The following is a 16791-nucleotide window of genomic DNA, read 5'->3' on the forward strand; positions in this document are numbered from 1 at the left end:
AAGCGCGGACCGGCGGCGAGGGGCGGTCGCGGAATGCGGGATGACGAGGCGGTGACCGGCTGGGCGCTGGCCGCCCGGACCGGTGACGAGCGAGCCGTCGAGCAGTTCGTCCGGGCCACCCAGCTCGACGTGCGGCGCTATGTGACGCATCTCAGCGGCGATCCGCAGGCCACCGACGACCTGGTGCAGGACACCTACGTGCGGGCGCTGCGCAGTCTGCCGCGGTTCGAGGGCCGGTCGTCGGCCCGGACCTGGCTGCTGACCATCGCCCGGCGGGTGGTGGCGGACCGGTTCCGGTCGCACGCGGTGCGGCCCCGGCTGGCCGCGACCGACGACTGGCAGGCGGCGGCCGAGCGGGCGCAGCCGCGCGGGGTGCCCGGCTTCGACGAGGGCATCGCGCTGACCGGGCTGCTGGCGGCGCTGGCGCCGGAGCGGCGGGAGGCGTTCCTGCTCACCCAGGTGCTGGGGCTGCCGTATGCGGCGGCCGCCGGGGTGATGGGCTGCCCGGTCGGGACCGTACGGTCCCGGGTGGCGCGGGCCCGGGAGACGCTGGTGGCGCTGCTGGCGGAGGCGGAACGGCCGGAGCCGGCCGACCGTCCGGGTGCGCTCGCGGGCGCGGTGGCCTGAGGGCCGGGCCGCGCCCGCCACGCCGAGGGGGCTCAGGGACGGGCGCGGCCGGTCCCCGGGCCCCCGTCCGTGCGGATTTCACCGGGGCGCACGGCGGTGGCCCGTACGGTCCGCGGGGGGCTGTCGCGGAAGTGCAGGGTGAGGGTGAGCCGGTCGCCGGGCGCGAGCCGCGGCGGCGGGCTGATCATGATGTCCAGGGTGGTCGGCGTCATCCGCAGGGTGCCGCCGGCCGGCACGGCGGCGGTGGGGACCATGGCCATGCTGCGGGCGTTGTGGCCGATGTCGAGGGAGCGGCCGAGCATCGCCCGGTGCCCCTCGGGGCCGGTGACGCCGGTCAGTACGTCGTCCGCGCCGCCGGTGTTGCGGACGGTGACGAACGCGGCGGTGGCCTCGGGGCCGGACGGGACCAGGACCCGGCCGTCGGTGAGCGCCATCCGGGCCGGGGTGCCGGCCCGGCCCGCCGCCGTCCAGGCGGTGAGGGCGCCGAGGGTCGCCAGGCAGGTGAGCAGCGGTACGACGACGGTGGCCGCGGGCAGCCGTGTCATGCGGTCTCCGTAAGGTGTCGGGTGGGGCGGCGGCCGGTGCTGCCGCGGGCCGGCCGGGTCGGGCCGGCGCCGGGCTGCCAGGCGCGCAGCCGGAGGCTGTTGCCGACGACGAGCAGGGAGCTGGCGGACATCGCGGCGGCGGCGAGCATGGGGTTGAGCAGGCCGACGGCGGCGAGCGGCACGGTGACCAGGTTGTAGCCGAAGGCCCAGACGAGGTTGGCCCGGATGGTGGTCAGGGTGCGCCGGGCCAGGCGTACCGCGTCGGCGACGGCCTGGAGGTCCTCGCGGACGAGGGTGACGTCCGCGGCGCCGATCGCGGCGTCGGTGCCGCTGCCCATGGCGATGCCGAGGTCGGCCAGGGCCAGCGCGGCCGCGTCGTTGACGCCGTCACCGACCACCGCGACCCGGGCGCCCTGCTGCTGGAGGGTGGTGACGAGGGCGGCCTTGTCCTCGGGCGTCACGTCGGCGTGCAGTTCGGTGATGGCGAGGTGGCCGGCGACCGCGCGGGCGGTGGCGGCGCGGTCGCCGGTGGCCAGCACCGGGCGCAGGCCCAGCCGGCGCAGGTGGTCGACGGCGCGGTAGCTGTCGGGGCGCAGCGCGTCGCCGACCGCGAGGACGGCCTCGGGGGTGCCGTCGACGGTGACCAGGACGGCGGTGTGGCCGGCGGTCTCGGCGTCGCGTACCGCGTCCGGGAGCGGGGCCGGCAGCCCGGCCGGGTCGCCGGGCCGGGCCACCTCCACCCGGTGCCCGTCCGTGGTGCCGCGTACGCCGTGGCCGGGCAGGGCGGCGAACTCGCGGACGGCGGGCAGGGGTTGGCCCGGGTGCCGGTCGCGGGCGCGGGTGGTGACCGCGCGGGCCAGCGGGTGTTCCGAGCCCTGTTCGACGCCGGCCGCCAGCCGCAGCGCGGTGTCCGGGCCGAGGCCGTCGGTGCGGGCGGTGACGGCGGTGACGGTCATCCGGCCGGTGGTCAGGGTGCCGGTCTTGTCGAGGACGACGGTGTCGATCCGGCGCAGCCGTTCCAGCGCCTGCGGGCCGCGGACCAGGATGCCGAGCTGGGCGCCGCGGCCGGTGGCCGCGAGCAGGGCGGTCGGGGTGGCCAGGCCCAGGGCGCACGGGCAGGCCACGACGAGGACGGCGACCGCGGCGGTGACCGCGGCCTGCGGCTCGGCCCCGGCGCCGAGCCAGAAGCCCAGGACGCTGACCGAGACGGTCAGCACCGCGGGGACGAAGACCGCGGCCACCGCGTCGGCCAGCCGCTGGATCCGGGTCTTGCCGGTCTGGGCGTCCTCGACGAGCCGGGTGATCCGGGCGAGCTGGGTGTCGGCGCCGACCGCGTCGGCCCGTACCTCCAGCAGGCCGCCGGAGTTGACCGCGCCGCCGACCACCGCCGAGCCCGGGCCGACCTCGACCGGGCGGCTCTCGCCGGTGATCAGGGCCAGGTCCAGGGCGGAACTGCCCTCGACGACGGTGCCGTCGGTGGCGACCCGCTCCCCGGGCCGGACCAGGAAGCGGTCGCCGGCCCGCAGCCGCTCGACCGGGATGCGCCGCTCCTCCCCCGCCACCCGTACGGCGACGTCCTTGGCGGCGAGTTCGGCCAGCGCCCGCAGCGCGGCGCCGGTGCCGCGCCGGGCCCTGGCCTCCATGTGCCGTCCGGCCAGCACGAACAGCGGTACGCCGACGGCGGCTTCGAGGTAGAGGTGCGCACTGCCGTCACCCGCGGCGGGCAGCAGGCTGAAGGGCATCGTCATGCCGGGCGCGCCCGCCCCGCCGAGGAACAGCGCCCACGCCGACCAGCCGAAGGACGCGGCGACACCGAGCGAGACCAGGGTGTCCATGGTGGCGGCGCCGTGCCGCAGTCCGCGCAGCGCACGGGCGTGGAAGGGCGCGGCGCCCCATACGGCGACCGGGGCGGCGAGCACGAAGCACAGCCACTGCCAGTGCCGGAACTGCCAGCCGGGGACCATCGACAGGACCAGGACGGGCAGCGAGAGCAGGGCGGTGACCAGCAGCCGGTGGCGGGCGCCGAGGGTGTCGACGTCCGGCGCCGTCGGCCGGTGCTCGCCGTCCGGGGTGTGCGGCACCCCCGGTTCCGGTGGCTGCGCGGTGAACCCGGCCGCCTCCACGGTGGTGATGAGGTCGTCGACGGACACCGCTTCCGGGTGCCGGACGGTGGCCCGGCCGGTCGCCAGGTTGACCGAGGCCGCCACGCCGTCCAGCCGGCCGAGTTTCCGCTCGACCCGGCCCACGCAGGCGGCGCAGGTCATCCCGCCGATGGTGAGGGTGGTCGTACGGGCGGTCATCGCACTGCCCCCACGAGGAGCGGGCGGGGCGCGGGGGCGCCCATCCCGGGCATACCGCCCATGTCCCCGTGCTCGGCGGGAGCCTGGTCGCCGCCGCGCCGGCCGCCGGCCGGGTGCAGGCCCGGGGCGACCGGGCCGGCGAGCGTACCGGCCGCGTAGGACAGCGCGAAGAGGACGGCCAGCAGGGCGATGAATCCGAGCACCGGCCGGGCGGGCAGCAAGCGGGCGGCGGCGGTGCGGTGCGGGGGCCGACGGCGGTCGGCCGGAGAACGGGACATCGCGTCATCGTGGCAGGTGGGCACGGGGCCAAGCGGCCGATCGGGGGGCCTTTGGCACGTGAGGTTCATCCCGTGGCGGCACCGGAACCCGGTGGCGTCGCCGGCCGACTAACTGGGTTTGCGCACACCCCCGTTCGCCCTCCGCCGCTCCCCGCCTCCGCCGGATTCGTCGGTGCCCGGCGGGAACTCGACGCGCCCGGCGACCGACCTCTCCCACGCCGTGCCGTTCGCGCACGGCGGTCACCGGTCAGTGCCGTGGAGGAACCCCCATGTCCAGATTGCCCGAGCCCGTCCCGCTCTACGGGGCGGACCACACCCGAGATCCGTATCCGCTCTACGCCGAGCTGCGGGAGCGCGGCCCGGTGCACCGGGTGCGGTTCCCCAGCGGGGTGTGCGCCTGGCTCGTCACCGGGTACGAGGCCGCCCATCAGGCGCTGACCGACCCGCGGTTGGGAAAGCACCACTCCCGGGGCAACGCGGCCTGGCGGGCCCGCGCCTCGATCATGCCCGAGCCGCAGCACTCCCAGCTCCAGGTGCATCTGCTGCACCAGGACCCGCCCCGGCACACCGCGCTGCGCCGGCTGCTCACGGACACCTTCGCCCCGTCGCGCGTCGAGGCGCTCCGGCCCCGTTTCCAGGAGCGGGCCGAGGCCCTGCTCGACGGGCTGCCGGAGAGCGGCACCACGGACCTCGTCGAGACCTTCGCGGCCCGCTTCCCCTTCCAGGTGCTCGCCGAAGTGATCGGGCTGCCCGAGGAGTTGGCGAACGGCTTCGACCGGGACTGGGGGAAGGTGGTCCAGCCGGTGGGGCCCACGGACCCGGGCCGGCCGGCGTACGAGGCGCGGCTGCGCGGGCTGCAGCGGTACATCGCCGGCCTGGTCGCGCACAAGCGCCGGGAGCGGGGCACGGATCTGCTGTCCCGGCTGGTGGCCGCGTGCGACGACGGCCGGATCGAGCCGGCCGAGCTGGATTCGATGATCTTCCAGCTGCTGGTGGCCGGGCAGGAACCGGTCACGAACCAGATCACCACGGCCCTGGTCGCCCTGCTGCGCCATCCGCGGCAGCTCGCCGAGCTGGCCGCCCGTCCGGAGCTGCTGCCGCGTGCGGTCGAGGAACTGCTGCGGTACGACAGCGCCTTCGAGCTGACGACCTGGCGGTTCTTCGCCGAGGACGCCGAGCTGCACGGGACCCGGGTGCCGGCCGGCGACTCGGTCATCGTGTCGCTGTGCGCGGCGAACCGGGACCCGCGCCGGTTCGCCGACGCCGACCGCCTGGACCTCGACCGCTCCCCCCGTTCGCATCTGGCCTTCGGCCACGGCATCCACTTCTGCCCCGGTGCCGCGCTCGCCCGGATCGAGCTCCGGATCGCCCTGGAGACGCTGCTCCGGCGGCTCCCCGGGCTCCGGCTCGCCACCCCGGAGGACCAACTGACCTGGATTCCGGCGGTGTTGGCGCGCGGCGTCGACCGGCTGCCGGTGGCGTACGGGGCCGGCGAGGTCGCCGGCGGGGACGCCGACGGTGCGGTCTCCGGGGGCGGTTGCCCGTTCACCTCGGGGCGGTTCGCGGACGGGGCGGCCGCCGCGTGCTGACCCACCCCGACGGTCTGCTGCCCGCCCGTCCCGCCGCCGTCCCGCCGCCCGCCGACCCCGGGGCGGTGTGCGCGGCGGTGCTCGCCGTCCTCCTGCCGTACCGGCGGACGCTGGACGCCGCGGGCGGGGACGGGCCGGAGGCGTTCCCCGAGCAGCACCGGCAGCTCATGGGCCCGGTGGCGGCGGGCCGGCCGATCGTGTTCACGCTCCCGGGCTTCCCCTGCAAGTCGCCGAACCCGGCCAAGGTGCTCGGCCCGCTCCCCGACGAGGGCGAGCGGCTGGCCCTGCGCTTCCTGGACGGGCTCTGCGCCCGGATCGAGGCCGTCCACCCGCCCGGCGCGCGGGTGATCGTCTGCTCCGACGGCCATGTCTTCAGCGACCTCATCCACGTCCCCGACCGCACCGTCGACGCCTACGGCGACGCGCTGCGCGCCCTGATCCGGGCGGAGGGGCTGACCCGGCTGGACGTGTTCGACCTGCGGGCGGTGTACGGACCCGGGCTGTCGTACGACGCCCTGCGGGCGCTGGTCGACGAACGGCACGCCCCCGCGCTGGAGGCGCTGCGCGCACAGACCCGCGGCCACGAGCCGACCCGCCGGCTGTACCAGGGCATCACCCGGTTCCTCTTCGAGGACACCGCCGCGTTCTCCGGCACCCGTTCGGCACTGCAACGCGACTGCCGCCGGCGCGCGTACGGCGTGATGCGGCGCAGCCGGGCCTGGGGCGAGCTGGTCGCCCGCCATCACCCGGGGGCGGTGCGGCTCTCGATCCATCCGCAGCCGCGCGGCTCGGCGAAGTTCGGGATCCGGCTGCTGGCGGCGCCGGACGTCTGGCTGACGCCCTGGCACTCGTGCGTGCTGGAACACCCGGACGGCAGGCGGGAGTTGCGGCACCGGGCGGAGGCCGAGCGGCTCGGCCGGCCGGTGCTGCGGGACGGCCGGCCGAGCCACTTCGTGGCGGCGGGGTGAGAACGAGGGGAGGGCGGTCGAGGGCCACCCTCCCCCGTCGGCCGCCCCTGCCGTCGGCGCCGCCGCCCGTCAGCCGTGCTCCGCGGGCAGCGGCGCGCGGTGGTCGTAGGCGATCAACAGGTCGCCGGTGAGGGGGTGTTCGGTCACCGCGGCGCGTACGCCGAAGACCTCGGCCAGCAGGTCCGGGGTGAGCACCTCGCGCGGGGTGCCGGAGGCCACCACCCGGCCGCCGTGCAGCACGTGCAGCCGGTCGCAGAGGGAGGCGGCGGCATTGAGGTCGTGCAGGGAGATCAGCGTGGTGCGGCGGCGGTCGCGCAGCAGGGTGAGCAGTTCGACCTGGTGGCGGATGTCGAGGTGGTTGGTGGGTTCGTCCAGCACCAGCACCTCCGGGTCCTGGGCGAACGCGCGGGCCAGCAGGGCGCGTTGGCGTTCGCCGCCGGAGAGGGCGGAGAACCTTCGGGCCTGCTGTCCGGCGAGTCCGACGGCGGCCAGCGCGTGCGCCACCCGTTCCCGGTCCTCGCCGTCGTCCGCGGCGAAGGCCCGTTTGTAGGGTGTCCGTCCCATCATCACGACCTCGCGGACGGTCAGTTCGAAGTCGCTGCCGCGTTCCTGGGGCAGCGCGGCGACCTGCCGTGCGGTCTGGCCGGGCGTGAGTGTGCGCAGGTCGGTGCCGGCCAGCAGGACGCGTCCGGCGGTGGGCCGCAGATGGCGGTAGACGGTCCGCAGGACGGTGGACTTGCCGCTGCCGTTGGGGCCGACGAGTCCGGCGATCTCGCCGGAGGCGGCCATCAGGTGGACCCCGGCGACGACGTTGTGGTCCGCGTAGCCGACGTGCAGGTCCTCGATCGCGACGTTCACCGGTCGGCCGCCGTCCGCCGGTCCAGCACGAACAGCAGGGCGGGCGCGCCGATCAGTGCGGTGACCACCCCGACCGGCAGTTCCTGGGTGTCCATGGCCGTACGGCACACCAGGTCCACGACGACCAGCAGCAGCGCCCCGGTCAGCGCGGACAGCGGCAGCAGCCGGCGGTGGTCGCCGCCGATGACCAGCCGGCACAGGTGCGGCACCATCAGGCCGACGAAGCCGACGGCGCCGGAGACCGCGACCAGGACGCCGGTCAGCAGGCTGGTGACCACGAACAGTTCGCGGCGCAGCCGGGTCACCGGCACGCCCACGCCGGCGGCGGTCTCGTCACCCATGAGCAGGGCGTTCATGGCGCGGGCCCGGGCCTGGAGGGCCAGCAGTCCGGCCGCGACGGCGAGCAGCGGCAGCCCCAGCAGGCTCCAGGTGGCCCCGCTGAGGCTGCCCATCAGCCAGAACAGCACGCTGCGGGTCTGCTGCTCGTCGCCGGCCTGCAGGACCAGGTAGCTGGTGAATCCGGAGAGGAACTGGCCGACGCCCACGCCGGCCAGCACCAGCCGCAGCGGCGAGAAGCCGCCGCCGCGCCGGGTCAGGCACCACACCAGCGCGAACGCGGCCAGTGCGCCGGTGAAGGCGGCCGCGGACAGCCCCAGGCCGAGCAGTCCGCCGGTGCTCGCGCCCAGCACGATCGCGGCGACCGCGCCGAGCGAGGCGCCGTGGGAGATGCCCAGCAGGTACGGGTCGGCCAGCGGGTTGCGGACCAGCGCCTGGGTCGCGGTTCCCACCAGACCGAGGCCGGCGCCCACCAGGGCGGCCAACAGGGCACGGGGGACGCGGAGTTGCCAGACGATGAGGTCGTCGGTGCCCGGTCGGGGCGGCGCGCCGCCCAGGCGTCGCAGGACGACCGACCAGACCTCCGCGGGCGGGATGGCGGTGGCGCCGACGGAGACCGCGGCGGTCAGGGCCGCCAGCAGCGCGGCGCCCAGGAGGAGGGCGAGCAGCCCGGCGCGCGGGGTCCGGCGCGCGCCACGGTCGTCCGCTTCCGTCCGGCCGGGGGCGTCGGCGAGGACGGGTGTCACCGGCGGGCCCCCTCGAAGCGTTCCGGGTAGAGCGTGTGCGCGATCTCCTCGACCGTGTCGGCGGTGCCGACCCCGGCGATCGTGGTGCGCTCCGAACCGATCCGCAGGAAGTGCCCCTTCCTGACCGCGGTCAGTCCCTTGGTGGCGGGGAAGCTCTTCAGGAACGCCGCCGCGTCGTCGAAGGCGCGGGCGGTGGCCGCGGCGTCGCCCCGGTTGCGCACCCCGAGCTGGATCCAGTCCGGGTCCTTGGCGACCACGTCCTCCCAGGAGACGGGCCGGAAGTCGCCGTCGCAGCCGGCGAAGACGTTGCGTGCGCCGGCCTGGGTGAGGACGGCGTGGGCGACCTGCTTGCGGCAGACCGCGAGGGGCTGTTTGGTGCCGGCGTCGTAGTCGAAGAAGAAGTACGTCGGCCGCTGCCGCTCGGGGACGGTGCCGACGGCCTTGTGCACGGCGGCGACCTTGGCGCGCATGCCCGCGACGAGCTGCCGGGCCCGGTCGGCCGTACCGGTGACCGCGCCGAGCCGCCGGATGTCGCCCTCCACCCCGGACAGGTCCCGCTGCGGCTGCTTCGCCAGGGGAGCGCAGGCGGTGGAGGCGAGGTAGAGGTGCTTGATGCCGGCCGCCGCGAACTCGTCGTCGGTGGGTGCGTCACCGGCGCCGCCCATGTGGCCCATCGAGGCGAAGGTGTCGATGTAGAGGTCGGCTCCCGAGCCGAGCAGTTTCTCCTTGGGGATGAGGTGCTTGCCGAGGACGGGCACCTTGCGGGCGCGGGCGTCGAGGTCCGCGGGCAGGGTGCCCTTGCCCGGGGGGAAGCCGGTGCCGATGACGCGGTCGCCGGCGCCCAGCCGGAGCAGCATCTCCAGGGCGGCGGCGTTGCTGGTGACGATTCTGCGCGGCGGAGCGGTGAAGGTGGTCCTGGTGCCCTTGCAGTCGGCGATCCGCACCGGGAATCCGGCGCCGCCGCGGCCGGCGGTGTCCGGGCCGGTGTCCGCTCCCCCGCCGGCGCACGCGGTGGCGGTCAGTGCCACCACCACGGCCAGACCGCACAACTTCCCAGGACGCATGGTGCTTCTCCCCTACGCTTCCGCGGCCGGTCCGCCCGGCCGGGGGGCCGTGGACACGGCCCGGCACAGGTAGTCGGCCGGTTTCGGGGTGCGGTTCCGGGCGCGGGGTGCTTTTCGCGTGGGCCGGGTGGGTGCTTGGGGCGCGGCCCGGCCCGGTCAGTCGTCGAAGCCGCTGCCCTGGGGGCCGTAGAGGTCGAGCAGCCGGGTGCGGGTGCCGTGCAGCCGGCGGGAGAGGGTCTCGGCGACGTAGCGGTACACCGCGCGGCCGAGGACCGGGTCGCGGTCGCACAGCTCGCGGACCGCCCGGGCGTCGAACTCGACCGCCTCCACCGGGCCGACGGTCCGCGCCCCGAGGTGCCACAGGTAGGGCGGGAACAGCCAGGACCAGCCGAGCAGTTCGTCCCTGCCGAGGGTTTCCACGACGGCCGGCTGGCGGCCGGGGACGTGCTGGTCGAGCGCGACCTGGCCGCTGCGGACGATCCAGAACCGGTCCGCCCGCCGGCCCTCCTCGAAGAGCCGGGTGGCGCGCGGCAGCGCCACCTCGCGGGCGAGCTCGGTCAGCATCCGCCGCTGCTCGGGGGGCATCGCGTCGAACAGGTTGCGCGCCGTGGCCATCTCATCCTCCGTCCGGTGCCTGGCACGATATGCGGTGGACGGCGGGGAGAGCGGGAACGGCTCGTCCGGCGGTGCGGCCGTTCCCGGACGGGCGGTGCGGTCCCGGGTCGGGTCAGGTCAGCTGGCGGCGCACCAGGTCGTGCAGATGGCCGCCGGTGTCGGCGAGGAGTTCGGCCGGGGCGCCCTGCTCGACGATCCGGCCGTCCGCCATGACGATCACCCGGTCGGCGTCCATGACGGTGGAGAGCCGGTGAGCGATCACCAGGCGGCTGGCGCTGAGCTTGCGGGTGCTGTCGATGACGATGCGCTGGGTCTCGTTGTCCAGGGCGCTGGTGGCCTCGTCGAAGAAGAGGATCCGCGGCCGCCGGACCAGGGCCTGGGCGATCATCAGGCGCTGCCGCTGTCCGCCGGATATCGCGCCGCCGCCGGAGATCATGGTGTGCAGACCCATCGGCATCCGCTTGATGTCCTCGGCCAGGCCCGCCATCTCGGCGGCCGCCCAGGCCTCCTCCTGGGTGAAGGACTCGGCGCCGCAGATGCAGTCGAGGATGGAGCCGGTGAGCGGCTGGGCGTTCTGCAGGACGACGCCGCACTGGCGGCGGACCGCGGCCTGGTCCAGGGCGCCGAGGTCCTGGCCGTCGTAGAGGACGCTGCCGGAGGTGGGTCTGTCGAAGCCGATCAGCAGCCGCAGCAGGGTGGACTTGCCGCAGCCGCTGGGGCCGACGACGGCGACGAATTCGCCGGGGCGGACCTGGAAGGAGATGTCGTCGAGGACCAGCGGGCCGTCGTCGGTGTAGCGGAAGGAGAGCTTCTTGGCCTCGAGGGCGCCGGTGAGGGTGCCGGGCTGGGCGCTGGCGCCGCGTACCTCGGGTGCCTCGTCCAGCACCGGCCTGATCTCTTCGAACATCGGCAGGGCGGCGGCGGCCGAGACGAAGGCGCCGGTGATCTGGGTGACCGAGGTCAGCAGCATGGTGACCGAGGTGTTGAAGGTGAGGAACGAGCCGGCCGACATGGTGCCGCGGGCCGGGCCGGCCAGCAGCATGAACAGGGTCAGCGAGCACAGCGGCAGGTAGACGGCGTTGAGGACGGTGGTGAGGTTCTTGATCCGGCCGGCCTTCTGCTGGAGCTCCCGGGACCGGGCGAACTCCCGGGCCCAGGCGGCGTAGGCGAAGCTCTCGGCCGCGGCGACCCGCAGCTTGGGCAGTCCGCGCAGGGTCTGGAACGCCTGGTTGTTGAGCTTGTTGGACAGCTTGATCAGCCGCCGTTGCCAGCGCAGCTCCCACAGCCCCATGGTGAGGAACACCGCTCCGATGACGAGCAGCATGCCGAGCGCGGCGAGCGCCAGCGGCACGCTGTAGACGAGGAGCAGGACGAGGTTCATCGCGCCGATGGTGGTGGACTGCACGGCCACCGGGCCGATGCCGGACAGCACCCGGCGGATGGCGCTGATGCCCATCGCGGCGCTGGCCAGTTCGCCGGTGGAGCGTTCGGTGAAGAACTTGGTCGGCAGCCGCAGCAGCCGGTCCCAGACGGCCGGTTGCAGCGCGCTCTCGATGCGGCCCTCCAGGCGCAGCACGGTGAGGCTCTGCAGCAGCATGAAGGCGGCGGAGACCACGCTGCTGATGATGACGGCCAGCGCCACCTGCACGATCAGGCCCTTGTCGGCGGCGGGGACGTACACCCCGAGGACCTTGCCGGTCGCGATCGGGACGAGGGCGCCGAGGGCGACCGTCACCAGTCCGCTGAGGGCCAGGTTGCGGACGTCGGTGCGGGTGCCGCGCAGGCTGAAGCGCATCAGCCGCCACATGGTCATCGGCCGCTCGGGCAGCGGGCGGTAGAACATCACGGCGCGGGCCTCGAACTCGTCGGCGTTGTCCTTGCCGATCCGCATCCGCAGGCCGGAGACGGGGTTGACCGCCTCGTAGCGTCCGCGGCGCCACAGCAGCGCCACGGGGGCGCCGGACTTGGCGCGGTGGCCGACCAGCGGGCCGGTGTCGGTCCGCCACCAGGTGCCGGTGAGCCGGACCGCGCGGGTGCGGACCCGGGAGCTGACCGCGATCCGTTCGACGGGGCTGATGCGGTCGTTGACGGCGCCGCCCCTGGGGGGTTCGGTGAGGGTGATCCCGGCGGCCTCGGCGACCGTGCGGCAGACCGCGAAGGTGGTGTCGTCGCCGGCCCGGTCCGTCCCGGCGCCGCCCCGGCCGGCGCGGTCCTGGCGGCCGATGGAGGCCAGCAGCGCCTGGTCGGCGCGTTCGCGGACGGCCTCCCCGGCCTTGATGCCGGCCGCCGTACGGTCCTCGTGGGCGCGCTCCAGCTGCTCGATCCAGCGGTCGACGGCGGACAGCAGCCGGTACTGCTGGTTGACCATCCGCTGCCACAGTTCGGGGTCGACGAGCAGGTCGGCGGCGGCCTCCGCGCTGTAGGAGGCGCCGTACTGGACGCTGCCGGGCGGGACCGGCATCCAGAGGACGTCGTCGTCGGCCACCGCCTCGTCGCCGGGCCGGCCGTCCAGCGGGGCCTCGAAGAGCACGCCCAGGCTGCGGGCGGTGCCCAGCGCGAAGGCGTGCTCCAGCGGGCCGTACGCCGCGGGGTGGCCGTAGCCACCGGGCGCGCCGTACAGGGGCTGGGCGCCGGTGTCGGTCTGCTCGCCGTACCCGCCGTAGTCCCAGCGGGGCAGCTCGCGCAGCGGGATCCGGCGCACCGCGCAGTCCTGCGAGGGGCGGCCGAGCAGGGTGTGCTGGGGGCCGTCGACCGGGCCGAGGAGCAGGGCGCCGGGTTCGAGGCGCCCGAGGAAGTGCCAGTGGCCCTCCGCCGCGGCGTCGACCGCGAACAGGTCGAGCGCGCCGGCGGTGACCAGCCACAGCACGTGCGGCCCTTCGAGGGGGACGCTGCGCAGACCGGTGCAGTCGACGTGCGTGCCCAGGCCGCCCAGGGCCTGCGTCACCGCGTCGGTCTCGCCGGGTCCCGCGTGCGGGAACGGGGGCAGGGCTGACACCTCAGTGCTCCTTGACCAGCTCGGCGTACGCGCCTCCGGCGGCGACCAGGTCCTCGTGCCGGCCGCGTTCGACGACCACGCCGTGGTCGAGGACGACGATCTCGTCGCTGTCGCGGACGGTGCTGAGCCGGTGGGCGATGACGACGCAGGCGCAGCCGCGCCGCCGCAGGTTGTCCATGATGATCTGTTCGGTCTGCGCGTCGAGGGCGCTGGTGACCTCGTCGAGGACGAGGATGCTGGGGCGCCGGACCAGGGCGCGGGCGATCTCCAGGCGCTGCCGCTGGCCGCCGGAGAAGTTGCGGCCGTCCTGCTCGACCCGGCTGTGGATGCCGTCCGGGCGGCGGGCGATGACGTCGTCGTAGAGGGCGGCGTCCTTGAGGGCGGTGATGACGGCGTCGTCGGGGATGGAGGGGTCCCACAGCGCCACGTTGTCCCGGACCGTTCCCTCGAAGAGGAAGATGTCCTGGTCGACGAAGGAGACGGAGCCGGCGAGCGCGCTGCGGGAGAGGTCCTCCAGGCGCTGTCCGTCGATGCGGATGGTGCCTTCCCAGGGGCTGTAGAGGCCGGATATCAGCCGCGAGACGGTGGACTTGCCGCTGCCGGAGCCGCCGACCAGGGCGACCTGGCGGCCCGGGCCGACGGCCAGGGAGAAGCCGGTGAGCAGCGGTTTGTCCAGGGGGCTGTAGCCGAAGGTGATGTTCTCCAGCGTCACGTGGCCCTTGAGCCGGCGGGTGTCGCCGTCCGGGCCGGGCCGGGTGTAGAGGCTGTCGGCGGGGAAGGACTCGACGTCCTTGAGGCGGGCCACGTCGGCGGCGAAGTCCTGGATGCGGCCGGCGACGCCGTTGAGCCGGGTGATGGGCGCGGTGAAGCGGGTGACCAGTGCCTGGAAGGCGACCAGCAGGCCGATGGAGATGTGGCCCTCGACGGCCCGCAGTCCGCCGATCCAGAGGATCAGGGCGCTGTTGAGGGTGGCGAGGGTGGGCGCGACGACGGCCAGCCAGGCGCTGGGGACGCCGAGCCGCTGCTGTTCCTCCAGGGTGGCGGCGTGCTGGCCGGCCCAGCGGCGGAAGTAGCCGTTCTCCCCGCCGGTGGCCTTCATGGTCTCGATGAGCTGCAGGCCGGTGTAGGCGGTGTTGGTGAGCCGGGCGGTGTCGGCGCGGAGTTTGGCGGTGTGGGTGGCGCGCAGCCGGATCACGATCCGCATGGCGACGACGTTGAGCAGGGCGATGCCGACGCCGATGACGGTGAGCTGGGGGTCGTAGGTCCACAGCAGCAGGGCGTAGAGGACGACGACGATGCCGTCCACGCCGGCGGCGGCGAGGTCCCGGGCGAGGGTTTCGGCGACCGCGTCGTTGGACTGCAGGCGCTGGACCAGGTCGGCCGGGCTGCGCTGGGCGAAGAAGGTGACCGGGAGCCGGAGCAGATGGCGCAGGAAGCGGGCGCTGGTGAGGGTGGAGGAGATGATCCGGCCGCGCAGCAGGTTGGCCTGTTGCAGTCCGGTGAGGACGGCGGTGAGCGCGACCATCGCGGCCATCGACGCGAAGAGCGGCCCCAGCAGCGAGGTCTGGTTGCCGATCAGGAACATGTCGATGTACGTGCGGCTGAGCGCGGGCACCGCGGCGCCGACCGCGACCAGCAGCAGGCTGGCGAGGAGGGCGGCGAGCAGGGTGCCGGTGGTGCCGCGCATCCGGGCGGGCACGGCGCCGAGGACGCCGGGCTTGCGGCCGCCCTTGCGGAAGGATTCGGACGGTTCGAAGACCAGGGCGACGCCGGTGAAGCTGGTGTCGAAGTCCTCCGTGGGCACGAAGCGGCGGCCCTTGTCGGGGTCGTTGATGTGCACGCCGCGGCGGCCCATCCGGCGGCCCATGCCGTCGTAGACGACGTAGTGGTTGAACTCCCAGAAGAGGATGGCCGGGGCCTGGACCTCGGCGAGCGCGGCGGTTTCCATCTGCATGCCCTTGGCCGTAAGGCCGTAACTGCGGGCGGCCTTGAGCAGGTTGCTGGCGCGGGAGCCGTCGCGGGAGACGCCGCAGGCGATCCGCAGCTCCTCCAGGGGGACGTGTCGTCCGTAGTGGGCGAGCACCATCGCCAGGGAGGCGGCGCCGCATTCCACGGCCTCCATCTGGAGGACGGTGGGGGTGCGGACGGCCTTGACCTTCTTGGGCGGCGGGGGCGGGGCGGCGCGGCGGCGGCGGGCGCCGGGGGCGGGCTCGGGGCGGTGCCGGCCGCGGCCGGGCGGCGGCAGCCGGTCCTGCGGGGGTGCGGAGTCCTGGGATGCGGTCACGGCAGCAGCCAATCGATCGGGTGCTGCGCGGCGAGGTGGACGGCGCCGCTGGCCAGCGTCATGGAGTCGACGGTGTAGGGCGGGCCGTCGGAGGTGGACCAGGCGTAGCCGGACCTGTTCCGGGGCGCGCGGTCGAGCTGGACCAGGACGGCGACCGGCGGGCCGGCTTTGGAGAACTGCTCGCCGAGCTGGCTGCTGCCCAGGTAGGCGCCGATCTGCTGGCGGGTCTGGGCGGTCCGGCCGACGGCTTTGACCCGGCCGCGCAGCACGCCGTACTGCTGGTTCGGCACGGACTGGACGGTGAGGTCGACGGAGGCGCCGACGGGGACGGAGGCGCCGTTCTCGGCGGGTACGTAGAGCGTCGCCGTCAGGGGGTCCCCGGCGTGTGCCACGCGTTCGACGGAGGCGACGTCCGCGCCCGTGGTGACGACCGAGCCGATGGTGGCGACCATCGAGGTCAGCCGGCCGGCGGCGATCGCGCGGACGACGGCGGTGCCCCGGGCGGTGCGGACCTTGAGGACCGGGGCGCCCGCGGCCACCTGGCGGCCTTCTTGGGCGAGTACGGCGGTGACCTGTCCCGCCACGGGGCTCTGCAGGACGTAAGCGCCCTGGCCGTGGGTGAGGATGCCGGGTGCGGTGAGGGTGGAGGAGACGGTGCCGGTCACCGCCCATACGGCGGCGGCGAGCAGGCAGAGGACCGTGACGATCAGGACGAGCAGTCCTTGTGGCCGGGCGAAGCGCACCGGCAGATCGATTTCCTCGGGCGACTGCAGCTTGGAAAGGGCCTGTTGGCGGAACTGCACGACACTCTTCCCTCAACTGCAAAGGACTGCCAGGACGTAACGGACACGGCGCCCGTCGGGGCCGCCGCGGTGGGGCCGAGCGTACGGTGTCCGGTCCGGGGCTCGGCAGCCGGGTGCCCCGGAACCCGGCGAAGGCCTGGCGGTTCCGGGGCATCCGGCCGGCATGTCGGCAAGGAGGGGACGCCGACCTGCCGTTCGGTCCTCAGAGACCGGCGACGAGGCCCGTGACCTGGCCGGTGTTGACGCCGGTCAGACCCTCGACGGTGCCGGTGACGGTGCCCAGGGTGCCGCCGACGTTGAGGCCGGTGGCGCCGTCAACGGTGGAGGTGGCGGTGCCGGCCAGGCTGCCGACGAGGCCACCGGCCACGTTGTCGAGCTCGCTGTCGGCGATTTCCTGGGTCTGAATCTCGCGCATGATGATTCCTTTCGAATGCATATCTCAAATAGCTGCGACCGAGCCGTCCGCAGGGCGGTCCGGCCGCGGCAGCGGTCGCCGGGCCCTCGAAATCGAGAACCTCTGTGCGACTTCCGCAGTGCGAAGGATCAAAGCATGCAGGCGGGTTGTGCTGCTAATCGGACTACGGCCGATCCGGACCGCTTCGAACCTCTCAATTACCTGACGTGGACGCATGTCCATGAATTAGTGGCAGCTTCTTCACAACCTCTTCGGTTTGCGTTCCCGCAGCCTGTCGACGACCCGTCAGGCGAACGGGACATTCCCCCATCAAACCGCTTACGCGCAGGTCAGCGCCGGGGAGGACGACGGGAGGGGGTGTGCCGGCT

Annotated in this window: 14 protein-coding genes; 3 read left to right on the forward strand and 11 right to left on the reverse strand. The window is 74.6% G+C overall.

What is annotated here, in order from left to right:
• Nucleotides 1-33: 33 nt before the first annotated feature.
• On the forward strand, nucleotides 34-627 hold the full coding sequence (locus ACZ7MX_RS31580) for a sigma-70 family RNA polymerase sigma factor (protein ID WP_472137023.1): 594 nt from the start codon (nucleotides 34-36) through the stop codon (nucleotides 625-627).
• Between the two features lie 32 nt (nucleotides 628-659).
• Here ACZ7MX_RS31580 and ACZ7MX_RS31585 read toward each other — a convergent pair whose 3' ends face one another.
• From ACZ7MX_RS31585 to ACZ7MX_RS31595, 3 genes are read right to left on the reverse strand one after another with little or no spacing between them, the layout of a single operon-like run.
• Nucleotides 660-1172, reverse strand: a complete 513-nt coding sequence (locus ACZ7MX_RS31585; RefSeq protein ID WP_472137024.1) for a copper chaperone PCu(A)C — start codon at nucleotides 1170-1172, stop codon at nucleotides 660-662.
• Nucleotides 1169-3472, reverse strand: coding sequence for a heavy metal translocating P-type ATPase (locus tag ACZ7MX_RS31590; protein ID WP_472137026.1), 2304 nt, complete (start codon nucleotides 3470-3472; stop codon nucleotides 1169-1171). Before ACZ7MX_RS31590 ends, ACZ7MX_RS31585 begins: the two co-directional genes overlap by 4 nt.
• Nucleotides 3469-3750 carry a hypothetical protein gene (locus tag ACZ7MX_RS31595; RefSeq protein WP_472137028.1) on the reverse strand — a complete coding sequence of 94 codons (282 nt, stop codon included), beginning with the start codon at nucleotides 3748-3750 and terminating at the stop codon, nucleotides 3469-3471. The genes ACZ7MX_RS31590 and ACZ7MX_RS31595 overlap by 4 nt, the downstream gene beginning before the upstream one ends.
• Nucleotides 3751-4019: 269 nt before the next feature.
• Here ACZ7MX_RS31595 and ACZ7MX_RS31600 point away from each other — a divergent pair, with 269 nt between their 5' ends.
• Together ACZ7MX_RS31600 and ACZ7MX_RS31605 are read left to right on the forward strand one after the other, a co-directional pair.
• Complete coding sequence (locus ACZ7MX_RS31600) at nucleotides 4020-5339, forward strand: cytochrome P450 family protein (RefSeq protein WP_472137030.1); 1320 nt, start codon at nucleotides 4020-4022, stop codon at nucleotides 5337-5339.
• Nucleotides 5333-6307 carry an L-tyrosine/L-tryptophan isonitrile synthase family protein gene (locus tag ACZ7MX_RS31605; RefSeq protein ID WP_472137032.1) on the forward strand — a complete coding sequence of 325 codons (975 nt, stop codon included), beginning with the start codon at nucleotides 5333-5335 and terminating at the stop codon, nucleotides 6305-6307. The genes ACZ7MX_RS31600 and ACZ7MX_RS31605 overlap by 7 nt, the downstream gene beginning before the upstream one ends.
• A gap of 69 nt (nucleotides 6308-6376) precedes the next feature.
• Here ACZ7MX_RS31605 and ACZ7MX_RS31610 read toward each other — a convergent pair whose 3' ends face one another.
• The 8 genes from ACZ7MX_RS31610 to ACZ7MX_RS31645 all read right to left on the reverse strand — a co-directional run bounded on the left by ACZ7MX_RS31610 (nucleotide 6377) and on the right by ACZ7MX_RS31645 (nucleotide 16423).
• Nucleotides 6377-7165, reverse strand: a complete 789-nt coding sequence (locus ACZ7MX_RS31610) for an ABC transporter ATP-binding protein (RefSeq protein WP_472137034.1) — start codon at nucleotides 7163-7165, stop codon at nucleotides 6377-6379.
• Nucleotides 7162-8247 (reverse strand): FecCD family ABC transporter permease, encoded by a 1086-nt coding sequence (locus ACZ7MX_RS31615; protein WP_472137036.1) that lies wholly within the window; start codon nucleotides 8245-8247, stop codon nucleotides 7162-7164. The genes ACZ7MX_RS31610 and ACZ7MX_RS31615 overlap by 4 nt, the downstream gene beginning before the upstream one ends.
• Nucleotides 8244-9311 carry an ABC transporter substrate-binding protein gene (locus ACZ7MX_RS31620; RefSeq protein WP_472137038.1) on the reverse strand — a complete coding sequence of 356 codons (1068 nt, stop codon included), beginning with the start codon at nucleotides 9309-9311 and terminating at the stop codon, nucleotides 8244-8246. Before ACZ7MX_RS31620 ends, ACZ7MX_RS31615 begins: the two co-directional genes overlap by 4 nt.
• A gap of 156 nt (nucleotides 9312-9467) precedes the next feature.
• A complete protein-coding gene (locus ACZ7MX_RS31625) occupies nucleotides 9468-9926 on the reverse strand; it encodes a cyclic nucleotide-binding domain-containing protein (RefSeq protein WP_472137040.1) in 459 nt (152 codons plus the stop codon).
• Between the two features lie 112 nt (nucleotides 9927-10038).
• Nucleotides 10039-12921 carry an NHLP bacteriocin export ABC transporter permease/ATPase subunit gene (locus tag ACZ7MX_RS31630; RefSeq protein ID WP_472137042.1) on the reverse strand — a complete coding sequence of 961 codons (2883 nt, stop codon included), beginning with the start codon at nucleotides 12919-12921 and terminating at the stop codon, nucleotides 10039-10041.
• Between the two features lies 1 nt (nucleotide 12922).
• Nucleotides 12923-15205: an NHLP family bacteriocin export ABC transporter peptidase/permease/ATPase subunit gene (locus ACZ7MX_RS31635; RefSeq protein ID WP_472137043.1), complete on the reverse strand. Its 2283-nt coding sequence runs from the start codon at nucleotides 15203-15205 to the stop codon at nucleotides 12923-12925.
• Nucleotides 15202-16008: a hypothetical protein gene (locus ACZ7MX_RS31640; protein WP_472137045.1), complete on the reverse strand. Its 807-nt coding sequence runs from the start codon at nucleotides 16006-16008 to the stop codon at nucleotides 15202-15204. Before ACZ7MX_RS31640 ends, ACZ7MX_RS31635 begins: the two co-directional genes overlap by 4 nt.
• 202 nt (nucleotides 16009-16210) lie before the next feature.
• Nucleotides 16211-16423, reverse strand: coding sequence for a hypothetical protein (locus ACZ7MX_RS31645; protein WP_030800074.1), 213 nt, complete (start codon nucleotides 16421-16423; stop codon nucleotides 16211-16213).
• Nucleotides 16424-16791: the final 368 nt, after the last annotated feature.

The sequence above is a fragment of the Streptomyces sp. NPDC107765 genome, from assembly GCF_055657085.1.